The sequence below is a fragment of the Polynucleobacter sp. es-GGE-1 genome, assembly GCF_018882005.1.
In the GTDB taxonomy this organism is placed as follows: domain Bacteria; phylum Pseudomonadota; class Gammaproteobacteria; order Burkholderiales; family Burkholderiaceae; genus Polynucleobacter.
The window spans coordinates 21,417-40,722 of the sequence record NZ_JACVPE010000013.1; the positions used below are offsets into that span (position 1 = coordinate 21,417).

Sequence of the window (19,306 nt, forward strand, 5' to 3'; positions counted from 1 at the left end):
ATTGCTCAGGCTAATGGAGCGCCATTGCCATTAAAGACCAGGCTAATGCCAAGCCATAAGAGGATGAAGGCAACAAGTACGGTGAAGCCAATTTTCTTGAGGAAATATTCCAGGCTATCCATGTAGGCTTCATCATTGCGACCAAACCATTGATCAAAGCGCTTCCACACTAGGCGACCTACCACTAGGGGTAACAACATCGCAACAATGCCTAAGATGACGGTAAGAGTGGTATCCATTTAATACTTCTTTCTACTGTATTTGCTCTGTTTTGCTGGCTTATTTACAAATTGATTGCCGGAAAGTCATACAGGATACAGGGGTTATCGACCAGGATCGATTTTCTTAAGTTTGGGTCTGTAACCAAATCGCCAAATAGGTCACACAGATCAGCATTGTGAGGCATTTGCCTCTTCACCATTACATGGGGCCAATCGCTACCCCAGACCAGTCGCTTAGGATTTGCGTCCATCACTGCATCATTAAAAGGGCGCATATCGGCATAAGGAAGATTGCCATCACAAATGCGATAAGGGCCTGTCATTTTGACCCAAGCCTGTTGGTTTTTAAGTAACTCTAATAAGCCCTGAAATCCTGGATCCTGAATTCCATGTTTTGTGTGGCTATATCCAAAGTGACCAAATACTAAATCTACCGGAAAGTTTTCAAAAACCTGAGCTAAGTCTGGATATTCATTCACATGCATGAGCAACTCAAGATGCCAGCCAAAGGGCTTGATGCGTTCTGCTAAAGCTTTTAGGTTTTGTATTGGTAAACCAGTGGACTTATCAGCCACATCAACAATATTGCAACGAACTCCCCGAACACCAGCTGCATGCAGTTGTTCTAACTCTTGATCGCCAATTTCATTTACGTTGTTTGAAACAACGGCCACACCACGAAACTTTTCGGGTTGCGCCTTGAGCGCTGCTAACATCGCGCGATTATCAGAGCCATACACGCTCGGTTGCACTAGCACTGCTCGATCTATACCAAGCATCTGAAGTAAAGATTGGTAGCTCTCTAGAGTGGCATCTGGCGGCGTATAGATGCGCTCTTGCGCATAGGGAAATTGAGTTGCGGGGCCACAGATGTGGGCATGACAATCAACCGCTCCAGCCGGAAACGTAATCTTCGGCGATCGTATTTCTGGGTCGGGGGCTTGGCACAGAGGCGCTGAAGGATGATTGGTCAATTGCTTTACCGCTTTTTTACTGCGTTACTTTATTGCGGTTCGATATTCGCATCTTTGGCAATCTTTTGATACTTCGCCATTTCTTCACGAACAAATTTGCCAAATTCAGTTGGGCTCATCGGTGTTGCTTTAATGCCTTTGGTTTCATAAGCAGTTTTCACTTCAGGATCTTGCATCGATTGATTGATGTCGGTATTAATCTTTTTAACTACTACAGCTGGAGTGCCCGCAGGTGCCCAAACACCAAACCAAAGACCAATTTCAAAATTCGGATAACCCTGTTCTGTAATGCTGGCAATTTCAGGAACTGCCGCATTACGAGTTTTGCTAGTGACTCCTAATGCGCGTAACTTGCCGCCTTTGAGTTGCCCAATCGCCGTATCAAGCGGTGCCATATAAAAAGCAGTGCGGCCTGACATCGTGTCAGAGATCGCTTCTGGCGATCCTTTGTAGGGAACATGGATTAATTTAATGCCCATCATTTGATTGAAATACTCAGCGGCCAAGTGAGTGGAGCTGCCAACACCTGCAGAGGCAAAGGTAATCTCACCAGGTTTGGATTTTGCAGCGATCACTAAATCTCGAATCGTTTGATAAGGACCATCTGCAGCAGTGATCATGACGTAAGGGGTTTGCCCAAGAATGGCCACATCAATCAAACTCTTGAGTGGGTCATAAGGTAATTTTTTATAGATAGCTGGGTTGGCTGCATAGGATGCTGATTGAACGAGTAGGGAGTAACCATCTGGATCGGCATTGACAACAACTCCTGTCCCGATCAATCCGCCGGCGCCAGGGCGGTTTTCAATAATGACGGGTTGCTTCCAACTTTCCGTCAGGCTTTTAGCAACCAGTCGTCCAGCAATGTCAGCCCCAGAGCCGGTAGTCAAAGGCACGATCATCTTGACAGTGCGATTGGGGTAGCTTTGGGCATTGGCTATGGCTGCTGATACGGAAAGGCTCAGCATCAGAGTGAGCTTGCCGAGCATGTGGGTGCGCTTGCCCTGAATTAGTGATGTCAACATCGTGTCTCCTATGACTTTTATTGCGTCGTTTTTATAGTGGCGTCTAAATACCTTCTAGGGTATTTCATTGGATAATCTAACACGGTCTCATAAATAGATAAATAGAGGCCGGTAGATCCAAAAAAGGCGGAGACAGATGACCCAATTGCAAGATACCAAAACCGTTAACGTTAATGGCGTTGATATTGCCTATCGATTTGATGGTCCCCAAGATGGCCGAGTACTGTTAGTGGCTAATAGTTTGATGGCCAACGGCAGTATGTGGAATTGGAACGTACCTGCTTTTGCTGGCCGTTACCGTGTGCTGCGTTACGACAAAAGAGGGCATGGCAAGTCTGGAGTTACGCCTGGCCCATACAGCATTGCGCAATTAGCTGATGATGCTATTGGTTTATTGGATGCACTGAAAATTGAGAAGGTGCATTTCATGGGCCTATCGATTGGCGGGATGATTGGACAGCAATTAGGCGCGCGTTATCCAGAGCGCATTCTTTCACTTTCACTTTGTAATACCGCCAGTGAAATGCCACCCCGCAGTTTGTGGGAAGACCGTTTTCAAACCGCCCGCTCACAAGGTCTTGCTAGCTTGGTAGATGGCACGATTGGTCGCTGGTTCACAGCGTCATTTGTAGAGCGCGCTCCACACGATATTGAAAAAGTACGCCAGATGATTTTGGCTACTAATGTGGAAGGTTATATCGGCTGCGGTAGTGCTGTGCGCGATATGGCACAAAGCACGATGTTGCTCAAGATCAAGGCGCCAACCCTGGTTCTATCTGGTCGCCATGACCCTGCTTGTACCGTAGATCAAGGTATTGTGCTTAATCGCCTGATTGATGGATCGCAGATAGTTATTATTGAAGACGCAGCCCATTTATCGAACATTGAGCAGCCTGCTCGATTTAATCAAGCGGTGCGAGAGTTCATTGATTCGGTAGACAACCATCTTTAAGTTTTGAAGATGCTAAAGATATATTTCTTATTTTGCAGTGATCACTAAAAGGTTCCTCATGACCGACTTATCAGTAGAACAAATGAAAGTACTCCGTGCCAATGCATTAGGTGCAGCAGCAAAAGTTCCGGGGGTACTCATTGGTCTAGGCATTTTGTTCCTCATTCTCGGCATGATTGGCATTGCCGGTCAAACCCTCTTCTCTCTGGTTTCAGTCAATGTGCTGGGTATCTTCTTATTTGCAGGCGGCATTCTTCAGGGTGCTCATGCATTTAAATCTGCTGGCTGGAAAAGTGTTGGCGTGCAGCTGATTTTTACTATTTTGTATATTGGCGCAGCAATTTATGTATGGGCATTCCCAATTCCTGCCCTTGAAGCGATTACCTTGTGGTTAGCCGCAATCTTTTTTATTACTGGTTTATTGCGTTTAGTTTCTGCGTTTCAGCATCGTCATTTTGCTGAGTGGTTCTGGCTTGCCTTATCTGCAGCCATTTCTATCTTGATGGGCGTACTCATCATGAATAGCTTCCCATCATCAAGCTTATGGTTACCTGGCCTATTAATCGCTATTGAATTGCTACTACAAGGCTGGACATTATTGTTCTTAGGTTTTGCGGCCAAATCATTAACGAAGCAATAAACACTGAATCATTCCATATAAAGAGCAAAGTCATGGCAATGAAAAAAACAGACCTGTACAAGAGCTTAGCCTTGACTACTGCTCAGCGTATGAAGAATGCTGCCAAAACTCCCAAGCCTGGAGCTGCCGATGCAGTAGCAAAAACCAAAAAAGAGCTAGCAGAGGCAAACCCGATGCTGGCTTCTTTGATGGGCAAGAGTAAGCCAAAGAAAAAATAAATCAAAAGAAAAATGCCAGTAGTAAGCCCTTAATAATGGTTATGTGTAAGCAACTGCAATCTAGCGCGAATGTTCTAGCTCTCTTATTAGTTTTGCAATCTGGTCAATCTTGGGCGCAAATTGCACCACCCCCAAATTACGATCAAAAGCTCAACGACATGGTGGTGAATGCCACTCGTTCAGGAACACCCCTAGATGAAATGTCACTCAATACGACGATTCTAACGAAAGAAGTATTGGAATCTTCTCCTGATCAAACTATTGATCAAGTACTCAAGAATGTGCCAGGCGTATTTTTAAATGATGTGCCTTACTACCAAAAAGATCCCACTGGTCAAAGCATTAACGTCCGTGGTTTGGGTTATGGCCGCACCCTAGTATTAATCGATGGCTTACCAGCAAATGACGCCTTCTACGGAACAGTACAGTGGAACTTGGTGCCGATGTCTTCGATTGAGTCGGTGGAGTTTGTGCGCGGTGGTGTTTCTAGTTTGTATGGCAACTACGGCATGGGTGGTGTGATCAATATCAACACCAAAACACCTAAAAATAGTTCTCAAGAAGTTTCTGCCAGCATAGGATCATTTGCAACAGGTAACGTGGCCGCCTCAAAAGATCTGGTCATGTCAGATGTAATGCAGATGCGCTTTTCTGCAGATTACTTTTCTAGCGAAGGCTTTCAGAACTACGCTACGATTTCTCCAGGATCGCCGAGTAATATTAAAAATGGCATGGGAACGGATGCCGTTAAGAATTCGAATGTCCGCCTACAAAATTACTTCAAACCCACTGCTGATACCAATGCATTCTTAAGAATGGGTTACAGCACGATGGCGGACTTAAGTAACAACTACGCCATCGCACCCAATTTAATTCAGACGGCTGATGTGGCGGGCGGTTCCACTACAAATCTAGATGTAGATAAAAAAGTGCAGGTTAATGTTTATTATCAAAATACAAATTTCTATAAACAAACTGCCAATAATTTGACCGCTTCACCATATAAGCCTTATATCAATGCCAATTACACCGATCCCTATTCCACTCTTGGTGCATCAGCCCAATACACGCATGATTTGAAGGCTGCTGGCATTGATCAATATATTGTTGGTATTGATGCTAGAAATATTTCTGGATCGAACTTAACAAATAATCTTGGTACGACTGGCGCGGTAAGCTCGGTTAGCTACGCGCAGGGACAGCAAAACTTTTATGGACTTCTTGGTCAAGTTAAATCTCGGGCTAGCGCAATTCCACTAGAAACCACCTTGGGTGTGCGGGTTGATGCATGGAATAGTCAAACACCTACTTCATATAACGCTGGCGCCAATGGTTCAAGTCCTACCTATCAAGGCATTCCAAATCAGAGCAAAACGCAGTTGAGCCCAACTCTAGGTCTGCTATACAAAGCAACCCAAAATTGGGACTTGCGTAGTGCTGCCTATCAGGCTTTTCATGCGCCGAGCATGAACAATACTTTGCGTAGTTATGGAAACTCTGTCAGTGGATATTCTCTGGCTAATCCGAATTTAATACCCGAGACAATGACGGGTTATGAAGTGGGGACAGATTACCGCTGGAAAAGTGGTTATGCGCAGCTTACTGCTTTTAATAATTACATTCAGAATGCGATTGCCAGCTACAAAATTACTACTGCAAATTGGGCTTATGCAAACAGTCTGTGTAGTGCCGCTGGACTTTCGGGATGCTCTGCTACCAGTACAAGCTCAGGCTATACCAATGTCAGCTACTACACCAATCAACAAAATCTATTGAGTCGCGGTCTTGAGTTGCAATACCATCACGATCTCAATCCGAATTGGGCTGTAGATGGTGGCTACTCCTACACCCGAACTGTATTAACGTGGACTGCCACGACTGACGCGATTAATTCACAGGTGGGCGGTGTGCCGATGAATATGGCAAATGCAGCCATTACTTACTATCCTGTACCGCAGGCAAGCCTGACAACCACCGTGCGTTATGTTGGCAACTCCTGGATGGCAACAGGTACTTTACCCGTCCCGGCTTATGCAATTGTGGGTCTCAAGGCTAATTACCAAGTCACCCCCCAGGCCTCAGTATTTGCCTCAGTAGTGAACTTGCTTAACCGGCAATATGTCACCTTTAATATTGCCTCTCAGGCCTCTTCCTACCAGGCTGGCATGCCTCAGGCGATTAGCGTAGGTGCACGAATTACCTTCTAAACTCTGGCAATATAGGGCATTACCCTAGGAAATGGGTGTAGCTCCTTGGGTAAAAGAGTGCTTAAATAGGCGCTGAAGTCAAAATACTTACTAAAAAATGGGAGATTTAAATGCAAGTTATTAAGAAGCCGGCGATGAATAAGCTCATCCCATTAGCCGTAGCTTTATTGGCAAGCTCAGTCATCGGTTTGCAGGGTTGCTCAACTAGCAATACTCCTGTAGCCGAGGCTCCCAAGCCGGCTCCTGCACCAGCATGGAAACAAGGTATGGGCGCAGATATGTCAACTTCCAAGTTAGCTCCTTTGGCTGGCAAGATGACTGCTACCCCAGCAAATGAAATTCCTCTCAATACTTTGAAATTACCTCCTGGTTTCAAGATTGAAGTCTATGCAAGCGGTATTCCGGGTGCACGAGAAATGGCAATGGGTGACAACGGTAAGATTTATATCGGTACCCGTGGCATTGGTCGCATTTATGAAGTGAGTAATAACGGTAAAGAACGTAGTAGCCGAATTGTGGTTGATAAGTTAGTACAACCTTCTGGCGTTGCGTATAAAAATGGCTCACTCTATGTCATGGCGATTGATAAAGTTTTGCGCTACGACGGTATTAGCAAAAATCCTACTGTGGCACCAGTGGATATGACCTCTAAGTTCAATTTGCCACCAGAGCAGCACCACAACTGGAAGTATTTAGCCTTTGGTCCAGATGGTAAATTGTATGTACCTTTCGGTGCACCTTGTAATATTTGCGAACTGCCAACACCTGAGTATGCGCAGATTCGTCGCTATAACCCTGATGGCTCTGGTATGGAAGTCTTAGCTACTGGTGTCAGAAATACGCAAGGCTTTGATTGGCACCCCGTTACCAAACAACTCTGGTTTACAAACCATGGGCGTGATTGGATGGGAGACGACAAGCCGAACGACACTTTGAATATCCTGACCAGTAAAGGTGAAAACTTTGGCTTCCCTTATTGCCATGAAGGCAATATGCCAGACGATAAAGTCATTAAGCCAAATGCTTGTGAGGGCGTAACCAAGCCAGTCGCACTATTAGGTGCTCACGCTGCAGCGATGGGTATTACCTTCTACACCGGCAATATGTTCCCAGCTGAATATAAAAATGTGGCATTTATCGCACGCAAGGGCTCTTGGAATCGTAATGTCAAATCAGGGTATGACGTCGTGACTGTCAAGGCAGATGCAAACGGCAAGAATGCCAAGATCACACCTTTCATTACCGGCTTTATGAATTCTGCTGATCAGTCTTTCTGGGGTCGTCCTACATTCTTCCTACAGATGCCTGATGGTTCTATGCTCTTGACTGATGAACAATTGGGTGCAATCTACAGAATTACTTACAAGAAATAAGTATCGGCCTATAAAGTATTGGCTTTAATGAGATTGGTAAAAATAGCGGCGTTTCTCTCGGGGGTTTATCTCTCGATAGTTGCGCCGCTTTCTTATGCCCAGAATATGAGTGCCAAACTGGTAGTTTGCGGAGCTTGTCACGGTGCCGATGGAAATTCCACCATGGCAGGCACTCCTTCTCTAGCAGGGCAGCCTAAGGTATTTCTAGAAAATAATCTCATCATGATTCGCGAGGGGATTCGGGATATTCCTGTGATGAAGGGTCAATTAGATGGTTTGAGTGACCCTCAAATTATTACTCTTGCGAAGTTTTATTCTGCTCAAACACTAAAACCTGCTCCAGGCCAGCGTGACGACGCGCTCTATGAAAGAGGACAGCTGCTTTCAAAACAGGCTCTTTGCGGAACATGTCACTTGCCAGACTATGTGGGTCGCGAACAAATGCCTAGGCTAGCGGGACAGCGTGAAGATTACTTATTGCATACCATGCGCCAATTCCGCAATAATCAAGCTACTGGGCGCGATACCATCATGGCCGCATCCTTGTATGGTATGAATGATGATGATCTTAGAGCTATCGCGCAGTACTTATCCCAACTAAAATAAGATTTTCACAAGTACACCAAAAGATTTGACTTAAAGCTACTTAAGCGAATACTTGATATGTCGCCTTCCAGAGTAGATGACCTCATTGCAAACCAAAAACCATTTTTTATTAATTGATTTTCTCAAGGTCTTTGCGGCCCTCTTAATCATCCTTCATCATTTGTCGAGCTACGGACAGATCGCAGAGGATGTACGTACAGTGTTGCCAGGACTAATGACTTGGTTGTTTGAATACGGACGCTATGCAGTACAGATCTTTTTGGTCATGGGCGGATACTTGGCTGCCCAATCCCTGACGCGCACCAGTAACTTAAAAAATCTCCAAACTGTTTTGAGGGTTATTTTTAATCGCTATCTACGCTTGTTCGCACCCTACGTTGTTGCGCTGATCATCACCATTACTTGTGCATGGATAGCGCGTTTTTGGGTACAAGATGAATTCGTAGGTGAATCAGAAACGCTGAGTCAGTTTTTAGCGCATCTATTTTTTCTGCAGGGTATCTTAGGGCTTGATTCTATTTCTGCTGGCGTTTGGTATGTGGCAATTGATTGGCAGCTTTACGCAATTCTGGCAATTATATTGGGAATGTTTCCTACCTTTCGTTCAGTAGTGTGGTTTTTGGCTGTACTGTGTGTTCTATCGCTGCTGTACTTCAATAGAAATGCTGGCTACGAAAATTATTTCATCTACTTTATTGGCTCTTATGGTTTAGGTGTTTTGGCTCAGCTTTGTAAAAATTATCCCGATCGATTAATCAATCGCTTTGCTAGAGTAGTGATGGGGGCTATTGGTATGGCAATCATAGTTGCCAGTTTTCAAGAGTTTTGGCTACGAAATATTATGGCTTATGTAGTAGCTTTAGTTTTGATCCTCTGGGGGGATTGGACCTACATTGACCAATGGCGAGATCAAAAATATTTGCGTCCACATAAATTTGTGAATGCCATTTTATGGAGTAGCAGAAGATCGTATTGCGCTTTCTTAATACACTTCGCTTTTATCTTGTTGGCTAATACGCTCTACATCGGTTGGGGTATGAGCCGGCAACATGATGGAGTCATGGCGATAGTTCTGATGTGCTTCTCTTTAGTAGCAAGTTGGCAAGCTGCGAATTATCTCTACCGATGGGTAGAGGTGCCTGCGCGGAGAATTAAATTCTAAAGCCCCATTTCTTTTAAGACACGAAAGATTTCTCGATAAGCCTTAGGCGGCTTATTTTGCTCTTTCTCTCTTCGCGCATTGCGAATGAGAGTGCGCATATTCTGAATATCCATATCGGGATATTGCTCAATCATTTTGGTAAAAGTTTCATCATGGGCGATAAGCCGATCACGATAGCCCTCTAAGAAATGAAGCTTTGCAGTCTCTGCTTTACTGACACCCTGAATGGCATCTAAACGTTTTTGAATCGCTTCAAGTTCTTCTTCATCCAGAAAGCGCATGAGCTTGCCTAGATACTGCTTATGGCGACGAATCGCTTCAAAACTCTTAATCTTGTTAGTTTCTGCAATCGCTGTTTTGATGGCTTCATCCAAGGGGATAGTTTTGAGGGCATCGCTACTCAAAGCAGCCAATACCTCGGCCAATTTCTGGCGTTCAGTCATTTGGCGCTTTAACTCCGACTTACTAGGGCCTTCATCTTCCTCAGCAAGCTTGGGAGTTCGATTTTTCTCATTAATGTGCATTCTGCCATTTTAGACTGTACTGACTTTACTCAGATGCTCAATTTTGGAGTGTGGTAAATAATAGAGTGGTAGAACCATAAAACAGAATACATTCAAAAGAAATAGGCCCTATTTATCTGATGTGCAGACTATGACTCAAGCAAACACTTATGACTACATCATTATTGGGGCGGGTAGTGCCGGCTGTATGTTGGCTAAGCGTTTGACTGAGAACCCGCAAAAGAAGGTTTTATTAATAGAGGCTGGTAAGAACGATCACTACATTTGGATTCATATTCCGGTGGGCTATCTTTACTGCATTGATAATCCAAAAACAGATTGGCGTTTTAAGACGGTTGCCGAAAAAGGCCTTAATGGCCGCTCCTTGTTATATCCCCGCGGTCGTGTACTTGGTGGATGTTCATCGATTAACGGCATGATCTACATGCGCGGTCAAGCGGGTGACTATGAGTCTTGGGTGCAAGCCACAGGTGATGAAGCTTGGTCTTGGGAGAATGCACTCAAGCGCTATAAAGCATTTGAGGATTATCACGGTGATACTAATCAATGGCATGGTAAAGGTGGCGAGTGGACCGTATCGAAGCAACGCTTGCGTTGGCCCATCATGGACCGATTTAAAGATGCGGCAATAGAAGTTGGCATTCCAGCATCAGATGACTTTAATCGTGGCGATAACTTTGGTGTAGGCTACTTTGATGTGAGCCAGCGTAAGGGTTGGAGGCTCAATACATCAAAAGCTTTCTTAAAAGATGCTGTCAAGCGCAGTAATCTGACGGTGTTCACCGAAGCCATGGTGAGCAAACTCAAGATTGATCCATTAACTAAACGTTGTTACGGGGTTGAGTACCGCAGAAACGGTATGGTCAATGAATCATTGATCAATCCAGGCGGCGAAGTGATTCTGAGTGCTGGCTCTATTGGTAGCGTGCAAATCTTAGAACGTTCCGGTATTGGCGCTGCAGCGCATTTAAATCAGTTGGGTATCCCGGTGATTGCAGACTTACCGGGGGTTGGTGAAAACCTGCAGGATCATTTGCAATTGCGGATGATTTATAAAGTAAATGACATCAAAACTCTCAACACCCAAGCAAATTCATTATTTGGCAAGATCATGATTGGACTGGAGTATCTCTTGAAGCGCTCGGGGCCGATGTCGATGGCGCCTTCACAGCTGGGGGCATTTGCCTATAGCTCTTCGGCTCAAAAGAGTGCCAACGTGGAATATCACGTCCAACCTTTGTCGCTCGAACGTTTTGGTGAAGACTTGCATTCCTTCAATGCGTTTACTGCCAGTGTGTGTAACTTGCGTCCCACTTCACGAGGTAGCGTACATATCACCTCTGTTGATCCTGAAGTGCCTCCAGCAATTCAACCGAACTACTTATCTACTGAAGAAGATCGTAAGGTGGCAGTAGAGTCATTGCGTTTAACTCGGAAGATTGTGGAAAGCCCTGCACTCAAACCTTTTACGCCAGAAGAATATAAGCCAGGTATTCAATATCACAGTGACGAAGAGTTAGTGAAAGCAGCAGGAGATATTGGTACGACGATTTTTCATCCAGTGGGTACCTGCAAGATGGGGCGGCCTAATGATCCGATGGCCGTTCTAGACTCGCAATTGCGGGTCAGGGGAATTCATCATTTGAGGGTAGTTGATGCTTCTGCCATGCCGACCATTACTTCGGGTAATACGGCTGCACCAACCATGATGATTGCAGAGCGTGTAGCAGAATTGCTGACGCGTGAGTAATTCATTGAAGCCATCTCTTAATTACCAATTGCCTGTTAGCCATTTGTTACTGGCATTAGCCATTGTGGCCGTATGGGGAACCAACTTTGTAGTGATCAAAATTTCTTTAGAGAGTTTTCCACCATTTTTGTTTGCCGCCTTGCGTTTTGTATTTGCCTTTTTGCCAGCAGTATTCTTCTTGCCTAGACCAAAGGTCTCATGGATCAATCTCTGTATTTATGGTCTTGCAGTAGGGGTCGGGCAGTTCGGGATTTTATATTTTGCGATTGATGGCAATATTTCACCTGGCCTGGCTTCTTTGGTCGTCCAGACACAGGTATTTTTCACGATTGGTTTTGCGATGCTGTTTGCTAAAGAACAGTTAAAACTCTATCAGGCGGTTGCAGTAGTCATTGCTATGACCGGTTTAGGAATTATTGCGGTCCATACAGATGCCACTACCACCTTTCTGGGTTTAGCCTTAGTGGTATTTGCAGGTTTTTCTTGGGGTGTAGCCAATACTGCTAGTCGTCGTGCCGGTGCTATCAACATGCTTTCTTATGTAGTGTGGGCTAGTGCTTTTGCAATTCCACCATTGCTGCTGATCTCCTGGATTTTTGAAGGGGGTTGGGACTCGATGTATGTCTCACTCACTTCAACGCCAACAGGTGCCTGGCTTGGTGTCCTGTGGCAGTCTTGGGGAAACACGCTCTTTGGCTATGGCGCTTGGGCCTGGCTACTCTCCAAACATCCTGCAGCAGCAGTGGCACCTGCACCCTTATTAGTGCCCATTTTTGGTATGGGCTCTGCAGCATTTTTCTTGAGTGAGCCTTTGCCCTTATGGAAAATTTTGGCAGCAGGTATTGTCATCTTGGGCTTGATGGTCAATTTGTTTTGGCCCTACTGGAAAACTCAAAGATGATTAGAAGTCTGAAGCGAACGAGAAGCCTTCACGGTTTATTACTGCACGACCTCACACATCAATACAAATCATAGGAAATGCAGACCTTTCAGCGTAAGGCTGACTGCGACACCGAAAACCATGACTGCAAAGACTTGCTGCAACTTCGGCCCACTGAGCTTTTTGCTGATTGCTAGACCAATAAGTAGGCCGCCGAGCGCGCCGATAGAAAAGGGTGCAGCCACAATGAAATTAAAGCTACCCGTTGCCGCAGAAAAGATGACGCTACCACCAGAAATTAGAGCTTGTACGCCCAATGAAGTAACGATGATCGATTGAGCTGATAAATTGGTATAGCGTTTTAAGGCTGGAATGATGATGAAGCCACCGCCCACTCCAAGCAGTCCCGATAAGAGACCTGCCAAGCCGCCGGTAAGAGCAAGTGCCTTAGCGCAGGGAACATTCCAAGAAAACTTTCCAACTAATGGATTCAGCAAACAAGGGGGTGGCTGCCTTGGAGGTTCTGGGATACCTAAAGCAGTATTGCGAGCTTGTCTATATTGGCTATACGCGGAGTAAAAGAGCGCGCTGCTAAAAATAAGTAGTAGCGGACCATTTGGGATGCGGCTTGCTAACCAAAATCCAGCAGGAGCCAATATCACTCCAAAGATAGCCATGAAGATGGCGGCTTTATAGCGTAGAAGATTATTTTTTAGCCCCAGTACAGCGCCTACGCTGGCAGCAAGGGCAATTGCCGAGAGGGATATGGGGCTGGCATCCACCATATTCAGATGAAGGGAAAATACTAATAGTGGGACAGAGAGAATGCCGCCACCCGCGCCAGTCAGCCCCATGAGAACTCCCACAATAATTCCGAGGGCTGGGCTGATGAGCAATGAGTTATCCATTGCTATGGATTTTATAGGGCGAATCAATCCAGAAGTAAGGTGTTTGGGTTGCTAACTCCTCGCTTGCTTGTTCAGGCCCATGGGAATGTGTATTAAGAAAACGGCAAAAAACAGAAGACCAAGCCCCCAATGAGTACTGACTACCGTTTCCCGAATGGCTTCCGGGCCGTAATACAGAAGTAAGCCAGTAATCATTAATGCGCTTAAGAAGCTCAGTTGGCCTAAGCCGCTCCACCATTTTCTTTTAGACTTCAGTCCGGCCTTGAGGTGGAAAGGAAGAACAGACCCTAGCGCAAGGATTGTCAGCATAGCCGCTACCCCATGAATCACTAAAATATTGTGTGATCCCAAAATGGATCGCTGAATCTGAAATTCGTGACCTATTAAGTAAATGCCACCGCTTAAAGAGCAACTGAAGATCCCAAGTATCACAAACCATTTCTGCCATTCTGGCATTTTTCCTAAACGACTCATATGGCAATCCGAATAGCTTGTGCCGAGAATTTAGCAAAGCAAGGATGATTGGCTTGTTTTGATAAAGCGAGCACTTTAGTGAGGGCATCGGCATAAACGCATTCTTTTGCGAGGATGGAATAGGAGTCTGAAGAATGAATATAAATATCAGATTCTTCTGTTGCTAGGGGATTGATGAGATGACTTTCATGCCCATCTCTTTTTGCAAAATACAGACTGCTAGTAGCTAGCGCAGCGTTTTGCAGAGAGCCGATTTGAAGCAGCTCTGAAAGATTTTTTGGATTGCGAATCTGAACGGGTTTAGGGGCATCTCCAAATACTCTCAAGTCACCTCCTGCATTGACGATGCCAGAGCGAATCCCTTCGGAGATCAGAATCTTGACTGCCATATCAACCGCAAAGCCTTTGGCAATACCACCAAGATCTAAACATACGGGACGAGAGGAGGTGATGAGCTCAGGCGTCAAAAAACAGATGTCTTCAATGCCACCAAGATTGTGATTAGTGATGTCAATATGACGGGGTAAAAGACCAGCAGCAACCAAGCGATGCCCAATACCGCAGTTAAATAGACCACGTGAGTGACGATGCACCTGTTTTGCAATGCTTAGTACTTGTGAGGTCCAGGGATGAATATCTACCGCCCGGAGATGGGCATAACGATTGAGGTAATTGAGTTCGCTATCGGTCTGATGAAAGCCCATTAAGCCCTGAATCTTTTCGATGGCGGCAAAGGCATGATCTACAGCAGCCTGATCGGTATCTTGATCAATAGTAATTTCGACAAAGGTTCCTAAAAGCGGTTTGCAGCGAGTCTTCATGACATCATTGAGTGCTTATTGAGATTTGACTGGCATGTTCTTGAGGGTCAAGTCATAGAGTACGGTGATCCGTTTCACACCATCGGTGAGATGCTTGCAGGAAAGGGTTGCGCCCCCAATATTTTGAATATCTTGATTCAGTTTGATGGGGTCGTTGATAGTTTTACCAACAAATTGTTTGCGCCACTGTGCCTCAGCTACTTCGTAGCCATAAGATTCCACATACTCTAGGACTTCAATGCCCAAAACACTCCCCTTTGTATTTAAGGCGACGGCGTAGGTAATCATTTCATGCTTACCTACGACCTCATCAATCACAAACCATCCGCCATCGGATGACCTCCATATGCGATCACCTTGAAAGGGATGGCGGATGCTAGAAGCCGCTTGCATCTTTTCTTGTAAATCATCAGTAATGATGATGGGTGATTTACTGAGTACCTTATTGGAGAAAAGTATTTGCTGGGCTTGTTCGCTAGAGACGTAAATCTTTGCTTGCGCAAAGATTGGTGCAACTAGTATGGATAGCCCAGCTACAGCATATGGATTTAGTTTCCAATTCATGATCTTATTTTTTTATTAGTTCAGTGGAAAGCCAACTTTGAGAATGTATTCATTGACTGAGTGGCTATCCCACACGCGGGCATTGGAGCATTCCGCCTCGCCGCCACCCATGCAGGTTCCGCCTGCCAATTGATAGCGCCATGCACCTGTAACCCACCAGTCTTTTGCGGCGTAGTGCAAATTCGGGCCAACAAAGGTTGCGCGCTGCACTTGATTACGTAAATTGAGTTCTGAGTAGTCATTGTGAAAGCGTGCTTCAACGCCAGCTGACCACTTTGGGGCAAATCGATAGCTAGCGCCAACCAAGATATCTAACATTGACTCAGGAACGTTGCCATTTTCAATAAACTTCAAACGCTCGTTGGCAACAACGACGTTACTAGCCAAAATTAAGCGGTCGTCAATGAAGTTCGATTGCAGTAATAACCTCGCTTCGATCTCATCTTTATTTCTTCCCCAGGTGGGTTCTAAATAAAGACCAACACCAACGGGCGAAGTCACTGGATTTGTAATACGGTAAATAGCTTCTAAAGAGCCACCTTCGATACCACTCTTTCTATATGCAGTCGATGGGTCATGTGAAGAAGGGACTCCATAACCTCCGGTACAAGTAGGCGCATCGCCGCACGCTTCTGGATTGGTGTAGTTTTGATTGGCATTCGTGTAGTACGAATTGATATAGCCAGCAACTTGTAAGTCGTTGGTCAGGCCGTACTCAAGTTCTGTTCTAGCAGTCCATGCATCGTAAGTGCCTGCGGCTTGCGTTTGGTTGAGTTGTAGGCGCTGCTCAAATTCCCACTTACCTTTAGGCTGAAGATCTAGGGTATAGATCCAACCAAAGGCTCCTTCACCAGCATGGGCTAATGAGAGGTGCAAAGTAGCGGCGAGGACGAGGCTAAAGGCAATCAGTTTTTGAATGGTCAGTTTCATAGTTTTCTGAGAGAGGGTTGATAAAAGTAAATGAGAATGGTTCTCAATATAACATCAAATGAGAATGATTCTCAAATAAGAAAAGCCTATCTTTAAATAAATGATGATATTTGTGGGGGAATTTACTTTCCCTTGTAAGATTTCTTTTCAATGGATGCACAAGCACTAGAAAAACTCGTACTCATGAAGATGCCCTTTGGTAAGCATGCAGGGCGTGCACTAGCAGACTTGCCAGGAAACTATTTGGCTTGGTTTGCGCGCGAGGGATTTCCTAAGGGGGAATTAGGTGAGTTGCTAGAGCTAATGCATACATTGGATCACAACGGATTACGTGGACTGCTAGCACCTATTCAGCGCGTACATGGCTTGCAAGCCAAATCAAAACTACTTTGAGTGAACGATCGCAGTTACCCGATGACGTTCGTAGCTCACGTTGGGTGAGTCTGGCGGACTGCTTTGCGTGAGCTGAGTTCTTAATGATGTTTTTAAGTCGATTTGTCTGGCAATGCTATTCGCTAACTCAGCATTGCGATCATATTGAATCTGAACGCTGGCTACTTTCCCATCTTGAATACGGGCAATCAGGGCGTTGACCTTATAAGCTGAATATTCATCGAAAAAGATTGGATACCATCCTCCCATCAAATCCTGATGAGGCTTGGCAGTTGGGGATTTGACGGTTGGCGCGATTACTTGCTTGGTCTGGGAAGCACCTACTTTGATGGGTAATTGAAAATCAATTCCTATTTTGGTCACCAATTCAGTATAAGAAATAGGCGGGGACATTTGGGCTTCATTACTGTTCTCGATCCAGTAAGCCCAAGCCTCATTTTTATCAGGGTCATAAACTAACTTAAATAAATGACTCGGAATGGTGACATGGCTTCTGCCTATGCTGCCTTGATTTCCAGTGGAGCCGGTAAAGACATAAATATCTCCAGTAGCTCTTTTGGCATAAAGTCTAGTTGGCTCCTCAACATTTTTGGCCCAAATGCCTTGATTGTTCTGTCTGGCTTGCGGCATCATGTTTGCCAATGAGAATGACTGAGCCATTGCTCTTTCATTGCTCATATCTCCAGCGGGGGCATTGTGACCACGATCGTAACCACTGCCGCGGTAGTCTGAGAGCAAAGCCCGCTCTGCAAAAGGAAGCCTGGCCTCTTCATAAAACTGGTTGCTTCTGCGGGGGTGTGGGGCTAGCAGTTGGTCGCGATGAAGTTTTTCTACCGTATAAATCGGCTTTTTATCCTGAGGTGAGTAGAAAACTGCAAAGCTATCAAAGCAAAGATCTCGTCCTATTTGGGTGGTAATTGGAACCTGTTGAGCTGGAAAGAGGTTCTTGCATTCATCGAAAAGGGCAAAAGCCCTCAAAGGACTCAGCAATAAAAACAGCAAAACTAGGGGCGCGAGGAGCTTGCGGGAGAATTTCATCATCTGTAAGTGTAGGGGCTGGGCGATCCTATTTAAATACATTCTGACTTGAGTTAGCTTTTGAGATAGTCAGAAATTGATCCTTACTGGACTCAGGTTGGGAGCTCAAGAACTCAAAGTCTTGAAAAATAATGTCCTGCAGCATTAGTCAGCCTGATACTACCGGTAGAAATTTTGAGCGACTGAAATACTAGATGTATGGTTTTTGCAGGCAATTTTTCATTCCGAATAGTAAAAAAGTCTAGATTTAGGTAATTTTTTATAAAATGAAATTAGTGCTTCTTAACTTCCATAAGTCATTGATTTAAATAGACTTAATATGATTTATTTGGTGCATATACGGGAACTCCCGTAATTCAAGACCTAAAAGTTATTGAAATAGCTTTACTTATTCTTGACTTGATATAAGAACCTTTTTAGGATGACCCATGTTTTTTAAATATTGCGTTGCAGCAAAATTCTTTATAAAGTTTTGAGCTGCTCGCGACAAGGTGAATGATTAAATATTTATCCAAAAATTTGATTGAGATGCTCGATAGGCAACCAGCCTTTTTGAGTGCTAAGGCGCTGCTAGCCCAGGCGATGGCTCCAGTCTATCGAGTCGTTAACGGCCTATTGGCTCTGAGCGTCTTCATGGTAGTAGGTCTTTGGCTATCAGGTAATGGGACGAATGCGGGTGCCTTCGATCTCGCCCGTATCTTGGTGCCAGATGAGGCGCGCCATATCGTGTGGAGCAATGGCTTTAGCATGCTCGATCATTATAAGAGTGCTAATGAGAGCTCTGCTTCCGTTGCCTCTGAAACAAATATTGCGAGTGTCATTTACCCAAAATCAATCCCTGGCGGCTCTGGCTTTCCAAGCGCCAAACAACAAACCATTGCTTTGTTAGCGCCCTCAGTCGCGAAGATTCAAGTGAAGTCGATCTCTCATTTGGCTGATCGCATTCCAACATCCAAGATCGACCCTCAAGCCTTGGATAGCAATTTGATGGGTTCGATTCAGAATCAGCGTGCAGTTGCAGATTTCTTTGAAAAGAAATACAGCCTCGATCGCGCGAAGATTGAAGAATATGTTTCTAATACGATCTTGATTGCCAAGGAAGTGAACATTGATCCCGTATTGTTATTGGCGGTGATCTCTGTAGAGTCCAACTTCAATCCTAATATCAAGAGTCATGCAGGCGCAGAAGGATTGATGCAGGTAATGACTTCAGTGCACCGTGAGAAATATGCCTTGTTTGGTGGCACGCAAGAAGCGGTCAAGCCAGAGGTCAATATTCGTGTTGGCGCTTATATCTTGAAGTACCTCATTGCCACCGCAGGTTCTTTGCGTAATGGTCTGAAGTTCTATGTTGGCGCGGCCAATATTGAAGATGATGGTGGCTATACAGATAAAGTGATGGCAGAACGTAATCGCTTGATTAGCTTATGCCAAACCCGCTCGATAAATCGCTTAAGCTTGAATGGTAAAGACGTACGCTCTTAATTTAAAGAGTTCACGAAGCTGAATAATTAAAAAAGCCACCCTCTGAACTGACCCCCAGTAGTTGGACAGTTTAGTTAGGTTAGCACGAGGGATTGAGTTCGGTATTGCACCGGGCTCAATCCCTTTAGTTTTTGCTTGATTCGATCATGGTTGTAGTAGTG

Annotated in this window: 22 protein-coding genes; 11 read left to right on the forward strand and 11 right to left on the reverse strand. The window is 45.0% G+C overall.

Annotation, left to right across the window (positions count from 1 at the left end):
- Positions 1-5: 5 nt before the first annotated feature.
- Genes ICN35_RS10900 through ICN35_RS10910 form a run of 3 tightly spaced genes read right to left on the reverse strand, consistent with a single transcriptional unit; the run spans position 6 to position 2,220 of the window.
- Positions 6-239, reverse strand: a complete 234-nt coding sequence (locus ICN35_RS10900; RefSeq protein WP_215296358.1) for a hypothetical protein — start codon at positions 237-239, stop codon at positions 6-8.
- Positions 240-283: 44 nt separating this feature from the next.
- On the reverse strand, positions 284-1,195 hold the full coding sequence (locus ICN35_RS10905; protein ID WP_215319689.1) for an amidohydrolase: 912 nt from the start codon (positions 1,193-1,195) through the stop codon (positions 284-286).
- Positions 1,196-1,224: 29 nt separating this feature from the next.
- Positions 1,225-2,220, reverse strand: a complete 996-nt coding sequence (locus ICN35_RS10910; RefSeq protein WP_215319690.1) for a tripartite tricarboxylate transporter substrate binding protein — start codon at positions 2,218-2,220, stop codon at positions 1,225-1,227.
- 136 nt (positions 2,221-2,356) lie between these two features.
- On the opposite strand from ICN35_RS10910, the gene pcaD reads away from it, so the two are divergent.
- From pcaD to ICN35_RS10945, 7 genes are all read left to right on the forward strand, one after another.
- Positions 2,357-3,172, forward strand: coding sequence for a 3-oxoadipate enol-lactonase (pcaD, locus tag ICN35_RS10915; protein ID WP_216127569.1), 816 nt, complete (start codon positions 2,357-2,359; stop codon positions 3,170-3,172).
- A 58-nt stretch (positions 3,173-3,230) separates the two neighbouring features.
- A complete protein-coding gene (locus ICN35_RS10920; RefSeq protein WP_215319692.1) occupies positions 3,231-3,812 on the forward strand; it encodes an HdeD family acid-resistance protein in 582 nt (193 codons plus the stop codon).
- 32 nt (positions 3,813-3,844) lie between these two features.
- The gene (locus tag ICN35_RS10925; RefSeq protein ID WP_215296363.1) at positions 3,845-4,030 is read left to right on the forward strand and encodes a hypothetical protein; all 186 of its coding nucleotides are present in this window, start codon (positions 3,845-3,847) and stop codon (positions 4,028-4,030) included.
- A gap of 41 nt (positions 4,031-4,071) precedes the next feature.
- Positions 4,072-6,237, forward strand: a complete 2,166-nt coding sequence (locus ICN35_RS10930) for a TonB-dependent receptor (protein ID WP_216127572.1) — start codon at positions 4,072-4,074, stop codon at positions 6,235-6,237.
- Positions 6,238-6,371: 134 nt separating this feature from the next.
- Complete coding sequence (locus ICN35_RS10935; RefSeq protein ID WP_216127575.1) at positions 6,372-7,610, forward strand: sorbosone dehydrogenase family protein; 1,239 nt, start codon at positions 6,372-6,374, stop codon at positions 7,608-7,610.
- Between the two features lie 105 nt (positions 7,611-7,715).
- Complete coding sequence (locus ICN35_RS10940) at positions 7,716-8,216, forward strand: cytochrome c (protein ID WP_255535811.1); 501 nt, start codon at positions 7,716-7,718, stop codon at positions 8,214-8,216.
- Positions 8,217-8,292: 76 nt separating this feature from the next.
- Positions 8,293-9,378: an acyltransferase gene (locus ICN35_RS10945; RefSeq protein WP_255535812.1), complete on the forward strand. Its 1,086-nt coding sequence runs from the start codon at positions 8,293-8,295 to the stop codon at positions 9,376-9,378.
- Here the strand turns inward: ICN35_RS10945 and yjgA are convergent.
- Positions 9,375-9,902, reverse strand: coding sequence for a ribosome biogenesis factor YjgA (yjgA, locus tag ICN35_RS10950; RefSeq protein WP_216127579.1), 528 nt, complete (start codon positions 9,900-9,902; stop codon positions 9,375-9,377). The two genes, ICN35_RS10945 and yjgA, sit on opposite strands and share 4 nt — an antisense overlap.
- Positions 9,903-10,032: 130 nt before the next feature.
- On the opposite strand from yjgA, the gene ICN35_RS10955 reads away from it, so the two are divergent.
- The gene (locus ICN35_RS10955; RefSeq protein WP_216127580.1) at positions 10,033-11,652 is read left to right on the forward strand and encodes a GMC family oxidoreductase; all 1,620 of its coding nucleotides are present in this window, start codon (positions 10,033-10,035) and stop codon (positions 11,650-11,652) included.
- A 28-nt stretch (positions 11,653-11,680) separates the two neighbouring features.
- The gene (locus tag ICN35_RS10960; protein ID WP_216127592.1) at positions 11,681-12,553 is read left to right on the forward strand and encodes an EamA family transporter; all 873 of its coding nucleotides are present in this window, start codon (positions 11,681-11,683) and stop codon (positions 12,551-12,553) included.
- Between the two features lie 68 nt (positions 12,554-12,621).
- Here the strand turns inward: ICN35_RS10960 and ICN35_RS10965 are convergent, their stop codons facing one another.
- From ICN35_RS10965 to ICN35_RS10985, 5 genes are read right to left on the reverse strand one after another with little or no spacing between them, the layout of a single operon-like run.
- Positions 12,622-13,440, reverse strand: a complete 819-nt coding sequence (locus ICN35_RS10965; RefSeq protein ID WP_216127581.1) for a sulfite exporter TauE/SafE family protein — start codon at positions 13,438-13,440, stop codon at positions 12,622-12,624.
- A gap of 51 nt (positions 13,441-13,491) precedes the next feature.
- Positions 13,492-13,914: a hypothetical protein gene (locus ICN35_RS10970; RefSeq protein WP_215319701.1), complete on the reverse strand. Its 423-nt coding sequence runs from the start codon at positions 13,912-13,914 to the stop codon at positions 13,492-13,494.
- Entirely contained in the window at positions 13,911-14,735 is an 825-nt protein-coding gene (locus ICN35_RS10975; protein WP_216127582.1) for an FAD:protein FMN transferase, read from the reverse strand. Before ICN35_RS10975 ends, ICN35_RS10970 begins: the two co-directional genes overlap by 4 nt.
- 15 nt (positions 14,736-14,750) lie before the next feature.
- Positions 14,751-15,299: an FMN-binding protein gene (locus tag ICN35_RS10980; RefSeq protein WP_216127583.1), complete on the reverse strand. Its 549-nt coding sequence runs from the start codon at positions 15,297-15,299 to the stop codon at positions 14,751-14,753.
- A 15-nt stretch (positions 15,300-15,314) separates the two neighbouring features.
- Positions 15,315-16,229 carry a DUF6662 family protein gene (locus ICN35_RS10985; RefSeq protein WP_215296375.1) on the reverse strand — a complete coding sequence of 305 codons (915 nt, stop codon included), beginning with the start codon at positions 16,227-16,229 and terminating at the stop codon, positions 15,315-15,317.
- Between the two features lie 150 nt (positions 16,230-16,379).
- Between ICN35_RS10985 and ICN35_RS10990 the strand changes: the two genes are divergently transcribed.
- Positions 16,380-16,622 (forward strand): DUF3820 family protein, encoded by a 243-nt coding sequence (locus ICN35_RS10990; protein WP_215296376.1) that lies wholly within the window; start codon positions 16,380-16,382, stop codon positions 16,620-16,622.
- On the opposite strand, the gene ICN35_RS10995 is transcribed toward ICN35_RS10990, so the two are convergent.
- Entirely contained in the window at positions 16,614-17,660 is a 1,047-nt protein-coding gene (locus ICN35_RS10995; protein WP_216127584.1) for a DNA/RNA non-specific endonuclease, read from the reverse strand. The genes ICN35_RS10990 and ICN35_RS10995 overlap by 9 nt on opposite strands.
- Before the next feature lie 495 nt (positions 17,661-18,155).
- Between ICN35_RS10995 and ICN35_RS11000 the strand changes: the two genes are divergently transcribed.
- On the forward strand, positions 18,156-19,145 hold the full coding sequence (locus ICN35_RS11000; protein ID WP_216127587.1) for a transglycosylase SLT domain-containing protein: 990 nt from the start codon (positions 18,156-18,158) through the stop codon (positions 19,143-19,145).
- A gap of 74 nt (positions 19,146-19,219) precedes the next feature.
- On the opposite strand, the gene ICN35_RS11005 is transcribed toward ICN35_RS11000, so the two are convergent.
- Positions 19,220-19,306, reverse strand: an 87-nt coding sequence (locus tag ICN35_RS11005) for an IS3 family transposase (protein WP_216125979.1), incomplete at its 5' end; no start/stop codon positions are given.

What these genes read in the sequence shown, in the direction of transcription:
- ICN35_RS10900 (WP_215296358.1), bottom strand. Translation starts at nt 239, where the DNA reads ATGGATACCACTCTTACCGTCATCTTAGGCATTGTTGCGATGTTGTTA.
- ICN35_RS10910 (WP_215319690.1), bottom strand. Translation starts at nt 2,220, where the DNA reads ATGTTGACATCACTAATTCAGGGCAAGCGCACCCACATGCTCGGCAAG.
- pcaD (WP_216127569.1), top strand. Translation starts at nt 2,357, where the DNA reads ATGACCCAATTGCAAGATACCAAAACCGTTAACGTTAATGGCGTTGAT.
- ICN35_RS10920 (WP_215319692.1), top strand. Translation starts at nt 3,231, where the DNA reads ATGACCGACTTATCAGTAGAACAAATGAAAGTACTCCGTGCCAATGCA.
- ICN35_RS10925 (WP_215296363.1), top strand. Translation starts at nt 3,845, where the DNA reads ATGGCAATGAAAAAAACAGACCTGTACAAGAGCTTAGCCTTGACTACT.
- ICN35_RS10930 (WP_216127572.1), top strand. Translation starts at nt 4,072, where the DNA reads ATGTGTAAGCAACTGCAATCTAGCGCGAATGTTCTAGCTCTCTTATTA.
- ICN35_RS10935 (WP_216127575.1), top strand. Translation starts at nt 6,372, where the DNA reads ATGAATAAGCTCATCCCATTAGCCGTAGCTTTATTGGCAAGCTCAGTC.
- ICN35_RS10940 (WP_255535811.1), top strand. Translation starts at nt 7,716, where the DNA reads ATGAGTGCCAAACTGGTAGTTTGCGGAGCTTGTCACGGTGCCGATGGA.
- ICN35_RS10945 (WP_255535812.1), top strand. Translation starts at nt 8,293, where the DNA reads ATGACCTCATTGCAAACCAAAAACCATTTTTTATTAATTGATTTTCTC.
- yjgA (WP_216127579.1), bottom strand. Translation starts at nt 9,902, where the DNA reads ATGCACATTAATGAGAAAAATCGAACTCCCAAGCTTGCTGAGGAAGAT.
- ICN35_RS10955 (WP_216127580.1), top strand. Translation starts at nt 10,033, where the DNA reads ATGACTCAAGCAAACACTTATGACTACATCATTATTGGGGCGGGTAGT.
- ICN35_RS10965 (WP_216127581.1), bottom strand. Translation starts at nt 13,440, where the DNA reads ATGGATAACTCATTGCTCATCAGCCCAGCCCTCGGAATTATTGTGGGA.
- ICN35_RS10970 (WP_215319701.1), bottom strand. Translation starts at nt 13,914, where the DNA reads ATGAGTCGTTTAGGAAAAATGCCAGAATGGCAGAAATGGTTTGTGATA.
- ICN35_RS10975 (WP_216127582.1), bottom strand. Translation starts at nt 14,735, where the DNA reads ATGAAGACTCGCTGCAAACCGCTTTTAGGAACCTTTGTCGAAATTACT.
- ICN35_RS10980 (WP_216127583.1), bottom strand. Translation starts at nt 15,299, where the DNA reads ATGAATTGGAAACTAAATCCATATGCTGTAGCTGGGCTATCCATACTA.
- ICN35_RS10985 (WP_215296375.1), bottom strand. Translation starts at nt 16,229, where the DNA reads ATGAAACTGACCATTCAAAAACTGATTGCCTTTAGCCTCGTCCTCGCC.
- ICN35_RS10990 (WP_215296376.1), top strand. Translation starts at nt 16,380, where the DNA reads ATGGATGCACAAGCACTAGAAAAACTCGTACTCATGAAGATGCCCTTT.
- ICN35_RS10995 (WP_216127584.1), bottom strand. Translation starts at nt 17,660, where the DNA reads ATGAAATTCTCCCGCAAGCTCCTCGCGCCCCTAGTTTTGCTGTTTTTA.
- ICN35_RS11000 (WP_216127587.1), top strand. Translation starts at nt 18,156, where the DNA reads ATGATTAAATATTTATCCAAAAATTTGATTGAGATGCTCGATAGGCAA.